A 5,731-nucleotide genomic window follows, 5' to 3' on the forward strand; every position below is an offset into this window, starting at 1 on the left:
CAGAATCTGCCTGGCGGCTGTAGCGCGGTGGTCCCACCTGACCCCATGCCGAACTCAGAAGTGAAACGCCGTAGCGCCGATGGTAGTGTGGGGTCTCCCCATGCGAGAGTAGGGAACTGCCAGGCATTAAATTAAAAAACCTGCACGTAACTTCGGGCAGTTCGCTACTCGACAGAGAGTAGGACAAAGCGAATGCTTTTGAACGCTGCTACGCAGCGGCGCGAAGGGTGAATCACAGCGTGATTCATAAACTGCCAGGCATTAATTTAAGACCAGCACGCTGGTCATGACCTTACCGGTGACGCGGAAGGGCGGAACACCTGACAGCAGAACGTTTTTCTGCGATCAGTACAGAATCGGTGGAGCGGTAGTTCAGTTGGTTAGAATACCTGCCTGTCACGCAGGGGGTCGCGGGTTCGAGCCCCGTCCGTTCCGCCACTTAATTGGAAAGCCCTGACTTAACGGTCAGGGCTTTTTCCATTTCTACGGCAACCAGCCCAGGGCAATCACTTCACAGCTTATTGATCGCGCATTGGCGTGCTACTCAGTCCTTTCCTTAATATAAAAGACATTACCTCCGCGCACTCTCCCGGCTGCATAATCTTCCTGCGGACATTCCGGTCTGTCCTCGACTAACGCTCAAAACAGGCGTATTGAAGGTCCGGCTTCACCTCACCCTCTTTGCACTACACCATCAGGCGGTCATTCTCACGACGCCGTATTCGCTTACGCCCTCCTGCGCTTTCAGGGACGCAGAACGGCTGCAAACGCGGCTGGATTTGCGCTGTAAACGTCATCAGAAGATGATGTTTAAACAGTCAGGGGGAGGGAAATTACTGCTTTCAGGGGTGGGTGTACGGCTGTAACTGAGCCTGTATATGCCAGGGTTGCTCTACTACCCATTCGCTTAAAAAATCAATAAAGGCACGCACGCGCTGGCTTACGCCAAGATCGCTGTAATAGACAGCATTGAACGGCATCTCTACCGGTAAACGTTGATCGGCCAGGATCTCCACCAGACTTCCGTCAGCGATCTCTTTATGCACCATATAATCAGAAAGGCAGGCAATCCCATTACCGTCCAGACAAAGCTGCTTGATGGTTTCTCCGCTGTTAGAATCCAGTTCCGAACGGATGATGTAAAGTTCCCCATCGTCACAGGCGATTGGCCAGCGGTTAAGACGTGGCGCATCAATAAAACCGAGACACTGATGATTATCCAGATCGGCTGCGCACACAGGAATACCATATTTCTCCAGGTACCCGGGAGAGGCAATAAAGCGGCGATAGCTGGTGAACAGCAGTCGTGCCCGCAGGCCTGAATCGGTAAGGCTGCCTGCCCGAATCGCCACATCGACTTTACGCTCGATGAGATTAATGAAGTTTTCAGATGAAATCAGTGAAAGGGCAATCTCGGGATAGCGCTCCCGAAAAGCTTTTATCATGGGCATCAGGTGATGCAGTATGACGGGAGTGGCGGCATCAATACGTAACAATCCCTTGGGCGCATGACGGCTCTCTATCAACGCGTCTTCTGCGGCCGTCTTCACCTGAAGAAAATGCTGAACCTGCTGGAAATAACGTTCTCCTTCCTGCGTTAACGCAAGATTGCGTGTGGTGCGCGTCAGTAAAGCCAGTCCGAGTTTATTTTCCAGTTTTTTGATCGTGCGGCTGACGGCGGAATTGGCCATCTGCAAGGTGTCCGCCGCGCGGCTGAAGCTCCCGTTTTCAACCACGCTGACAAATACTTTGAGTTCTTCAGAAGATGCCTTCAGGAAGGTTGTCAGCTATATCATGAATCTCGCGCTTTGCTTTAATGTTGAATCTCATCACTTATCTCCCATTCCAAGAGCCTTAAGCATCATGCTGATAAAATCGAAGTCCTTTGCTTTCTCCAACTGGTCGCGCTGGCGCTCAAGAGCTTCCTGCTCACGGCGATATTGTTCGGCTGGCGCTATCATGGGTTGCCTTCCTGTGTAATGACCTGCACCAGGCGCTCCCACAGCTGCTGTAAGCGGCTCTTTGGTTGCCAGTGCATAACGTCGGAGCCAGTCAGGCGAAAGTGATTTAAAGAAGCTGGAGCGGTGTGTTTTGGGCAGCCCGATGCCGCCCCTGCGAACATTAGTTCTTGCATGGGATACCTCATGAAATAGTTGGTTTAACCTGGGGAAAAGAAAGGGGCCATTGCGGCCCCTGGTGGGTACTTCTTTCTTACTGTCTGAGCCCCTCTAAAGGCGTTGGTGCGTAGCACCTCAAAGCCGTCTAAGCAGACAGCTTTACGGTGTCACTCAATTAATTACGTGAATCGCAGAAGCAAGAAAACCAAAGCCAAACCGCCTACATACCAATACCATTCCATCCTTTGCCTCCTGTAGTGGTTACTGGCCCCGGGCGCGGAGCATTGCATCGGCCATTTTGTAAGACTGCCGTGCAAGTTCGTCTTCCGCACCATCCAGACCGCCAACAATGCAAGGCGCACCTGCGGTAGAGATGTATGCAGCCATAGCCTTTGCCGCAAAATATTCACGCAGCGTCATACCGTGGCTATCGACGATGTGGTTTTCCTTTTCCCCTTTGTGCACTCCAGAATAAGGAAAGGCTGGCCCGCCATTGAACTCACTCATGCAACCCCCTAAACAAACGCATAAACACACACTCCCATAACCACAAAGACTGCCCAGCCTAGCCAAAAATTCTCAGTGGATATCATGGGGGTGCTCCAGTAAATATTGGTTAATCTAACTTTTGATAAGGCTTTAAAGCTGAAATGCGCGGGTAATACATTTTTGGCTTTGCTTTAGATCCTTCGCGTGGTGGAACCTGAACGTCATAGCCGATAACTTTTCCGGCTCTGTCGGTATGGATATGGGTGATGAATCCAATCTTTGTTTTCCAACGTCCGGCGGCCTGACTAGACCAGATAACCCAGTCGAATTTTTTAAACTCCATAACTACCTCGCGGTGATTGATTTGGTTTTTCGATATCCAGCGGCGTATTTCGCAACCTCTGGCAAACAAGCTGACCCACTCTCATGCTTACTACGCAGAGAAGGGTGATTATTCTTCATCGCTACCAGGCTCGCTAAGCCAATCAGGTCGCTCACCCTTACCAAGATAAAAATCGATGACGTCCAACAGGCGCGGGTAGAGTTTCAGCGCTTTGCGACCATCCATCTCTGCAATCTCACGCTTAGTGAATTTGCGCCATCGCTCTGCTGTATGGTTCTGGCATCCGGCCTTAACATACTCACCGTTGGTAATTTGGAGGTGATATGCATAGCCCGTGATGATAAACGTCTGCTCAGGAAGAAGATCTCCATCGCGCAGGTCGGCACCGCGCAGGTAGGCACCGCTCAGGTCGGCATCGCGCAGGTCGGCATCGCGCAGGTCGGCATCGCGCAGGTAGGCACCGCGCAGGTAGGCACCGCTCAGGTCGGCACCGCGCAGGTCGGCATCGATCAGGTCGGCATCGATCAGGTCGGCATCGCGCAGGTCGGCATCGCGCAGGTTGGCACCGCACAGGTTGGCATCGCGCAGCTAGGCATCGCGCAGGTTGGCTCTCGATCCGCTTTCACGCATCGATGCAAGCCACACCTTGTGTTCTTCAAGCACTTTCTGTAATTCGGTCGCGTTCATGATTTATCCTTTGATGATGTGAGTCGCACATTTGCGACCGTTACGAAATCCGGCTGAGTAGATAGCTACTTCTGGGAGGAAGGGGCTTTGTTGAATAAATGGATTTTATGCTGTGGTACTATGAAAACGGTTGTTTCAGATAACATAAAATCAATGCGTTACATGCTTGCGTATGACAGTGTTCTGTCTGGCATCAGCGTTTTCTACCAAAACAGTGCAGACAAAACAGAATGATTACCTATTATTCAACAAAGCCGGAGGCAGGCTGAACCTGCTGTTTCCTTCTCACGCAGAGAAGGGGAGTTGATAGCGCGGGATACTTTCAGGCTGAAATTAAACCGACAGGTCTTTAAGTTTTTGGACGGCTTTATTTAGCAGGTCTGTCGCGTCAATTAGCTCATCCATTTTTCGCTGAATCAAACCGTGCGCTTGGCATATTTCAAGCTTTACCGGAGCTAGCTTTTTATTCAGGAAGTCAGTATCAAAGCGTTTTTTTTCTGCTTCTTCTGCCGCCCTGAGAAGTTGCTCAGCCTGTTTTCTGAGTGCTTCGGGTGAACTTGATAAATTTGTTGCTTCCATTTTTTTCTCCTGAGGCGCGGAAATAGGTTGGGCTTGAAGCTGCGTATTTACATTCTCTTTGTTAGCGAGTGGATAAACGTATCCTGATGATGAGTTGGAGCGCATCGGCAAGGAAGTCGATGACAATATGGAACGTCACAAGATTAACCCACTGATTGCGCCCGCCTGCCAGTTTATGCAGCGCTTCTACGACTACCCCGCCATTGAGATGTTCGATGACGATGACGATCAGCACATTGAGGCTGAGGCGTTCCTGCGCGACATGATGGTGAAGTTGGCCCGGCTTGAGCGGGCGATTGCAATCTGGACCAGTAAAAACAGCTTTGACGAGGTGGCGTGATGCAATCTGTAGGTAATATGGACAGAACGAAATATATCGGCGGCAGTGATGTCGCCGGAATACTGGGTATTTCACCATGGCGAACGGCGCTTGATGTTTATCTTGATAAAGTCCAACCCCGTAAAGAGCCACCCTCTCCAGGCAAGCAAAAGATTTTTACTCGCGGGCAACGGATGGAGCCGTACGTTATTGATTTGCTCTCTGAAGAAACAGGCCTGGTAATTGCCAGGCGCGGAGAGCGTTACATTGATCCTGAACTTCCCTTCATAGCCGCTGAAATAGACGCTGAGGCAGAAAGCGGGGAAAACATCGAGATTAAAACGTGTAGCCCATTCAAGGCCAGAGAATGGGGGGAGCAACAGACAGACTCAATACCTGTCTATTACACGGCACAAGCCATGCATGGACTCATGGTGACAGGTAAAAAGGTTTGTGTTTTTGGCGTGCTGATTGGCGCTGATGATTTTCGTGTTTATCGCGTGGAACGTGATAATGAAACGATAGCAGCCATAAGAGACAAAGAAATTCAGTTCTGGGAAATGGTAACGACGCTAACTCCCCCGCCAATATCATCTGTTGGCGATGTGATGAGGGTTTTTGACAGGGATGTTGGAACAGGCATCGAAGCAGATGGAAAGGCGCTGGATGCCCTCTTTAAGCTTCGGGAGCTTCAAGCAAAACAGAAAGAGCTCAAGGATGAGATCGAATTCGCTGAACAGAAACTGAAAATCTTTATGCAGGACAACTCTTACATCAGTCTTGATGGTAAGAAGCTTGCCACATGGCGAACACAAAACTCCACACGATTTGATATAGCAGCTTTCAAAGAGGCCCATCCGTCACTTTATGACGCTTTCAAGAAAACCTCAAAATCCCGCGTTTTCCGCGTTAAGTAAGGAATAAATTATGTCTTCAGCAGCATTAAAATCCGCAGCGACCGGAGGCGAAGTCGCGTCTGCTCAGGAAAGAAAACCAAAAACGCTGACTCAGCTTATGGCCGATCCAAATACCAAGGCTCAAATTGCCCTGGCCCTACCTAAGCATATGACGTAAGCGTCACATTTAAACCGTCTGTGCAGCGGGCTCCGGTTCCGGGAAAATAGTGTCCATCATTTTTTAATGGACACTATCGCGTGAAACACCGGACATGGCTCCTTGAGGCGCTTCGCCTCCATT

At 50.3% G+C, this 5,731-nt stretch carries 9 protein-coding genes, 1 tRNA gene, 1 rRNA gene and 1 pseudogene; 5 read left to right on the forward strand and 7 right to left on the reverse strand.

The window, feature by feature from the left end:
* Positions 1-9: 9 nt before the first annotated feature.
* A 5S ribosomal RNA gene (gene rrf, locus F7Q90_RS24415) occupies positions 10-125 on the forward strand.
* Positions 126-361: 236 nt separating this feature from the next.
* A tRNA-Asp gene (locus F7Q90_RS24420) sits at positions 362-438 on the forward strand.
* A 404-nt stretch (positions 439-842) separates the two neighbouring features.
* Here F7Q90_RS24420 and yafC read toward each other — a convergent pair.
* The 7 genes and pseudogenes from yafC to F7Q90_RS24445 all read right to left on the reverse strand — a co-directional run bounded on the left by yafC (position 843) and on the right by F7Q90_RS24445 (position 4,215).
* Positions 843-1,775, reverse strand: coding sequence for a DNA-binding transcriptional regulator YafC (yafC, locus tag F7Q90_RS24425; protein ID WP_044241206.1), 933 nt, complete (start codon positions 1,773-1,775; stop codon positions 843-845).
* A gap of 54 nt (positions 1,776-1,829) precedes the next feature.
* Positions 1,830-1,961 carry a hypothetical protein gene (locus F7Q90_RS27690; RefSeq protein WP_006117549.1) on the reverse strand — a complete coding sequence of 44 codons (132 nt, stop codon included), beginning with the start codon at positions 1,959-1,961 and terminating at the stop codon, positions 1,830-1,832.
* 417 nt (positions 1,962-2,378) lie between these two features.
* Positions 2,379-2,624: a hypothetical protein gene (locus F7Q90_RS24430; RefSeq protein WP_071988716.1), complete on the reverse strand. Its 246-nt coding sequence runs from the start codon at positions 2,622-2,624 to the stop codon at positions 2,379-2,381.
* Between the two features lie 109 nt (positions 2,625-2,733).
* A complete protein-coding gene (locus tag F7Q90_RS24435; RefSeq protein WP_006117551.1) occupies positions 2,734-2,949 on the reverse strand; it encodes a hypothetical protein in 216 nt (71 codons plus the stop codon).
* Positions 2,950-2,951: 2 nt separating this feature from the next.
* Positions 2,952-3,050: pseudogene (locus F7Q90_RS27765) on the reverse strand (transcriptional antitermination N peptide); the annotation flags it as partial.
* Between the two features lie 7 nt (positions 3,051-3,057).
* A complete protein-coding gene (locus F7Q90_RS24440; RefSeq protein ID WP_335671948.1) occupies positions 3,058-3,537 on the reverse strand; it encodes a pentapeptide repeat-containing protein in 480 nt (159 codons plus the stop codon).
* Between the two features lie 432 nt (positions 3,538-3,969).
* Entirely contained in the window at positions 3,970-4,215 is a 246-nt protein-coding gene (locus F7Q90_RS24445) for a hypothetical protein (protein WP_044241215.1), read from the reverse strand.
* 127 nt (positions 4,216-4,342) lie between these two features.
* Between F7Q90_RS24445 and F7Q90_RS24450 the strand changes: the two genes are divergently transcribed.
* From F7Q90_RS24450 to F7Q90_RS24460, 3 genes are read left to right on the forward strand one after another with little or no spacing between them, the layout of a single operon-like run.
* Positions 4,343-4,555, forward strand: coding sequence for a hypothetical protein (locus tag F7Q90_RS24450; RefSeq protein ID WP_006117554.1), 213 nt, complete (start codon positions 4,343-4,345; stop codon positions 4,553-4,555).
* A complete protein-coding gene (locus F7Q90_RS24455; RefSeq protein ID WP_044241221.1) occupies positions 4,552-5,451 on the forward strand; it encodes a YqaJ viral recombinase family nuclease in 900 nt (299 codons plus the stop codon). The genes F7Q90_RS24450 and F7Q90_RS24455 overlap by 4 nt, the downstream gene beginning before the upstream one ends.
* A gap of 10 nt (positions 5,452-5,461) precedes the next feature.
* Complete coding sequence (locus tag F7Q90_RS24460; protein WP_249042839.1) at positions 5,462-5,608, forward strand: hypothetical protein; 147 nt, start codon at positions 5,462-5,464, stop codon at positions 5,606-5,608.
* Positions 5,609-5,731 lie beyond the last annotated feature (123 nt).

The sequence above is a fragment of the Pantoea stewartii subsp. stewartii genome (assembly GCF_008801695.1).
GTDB lineage: Bacteria > Pseudomonadota > Gammaproteobacteria > Enterobacterales > Enterobacteriaceae > Pantoea > Pantoea stewartii.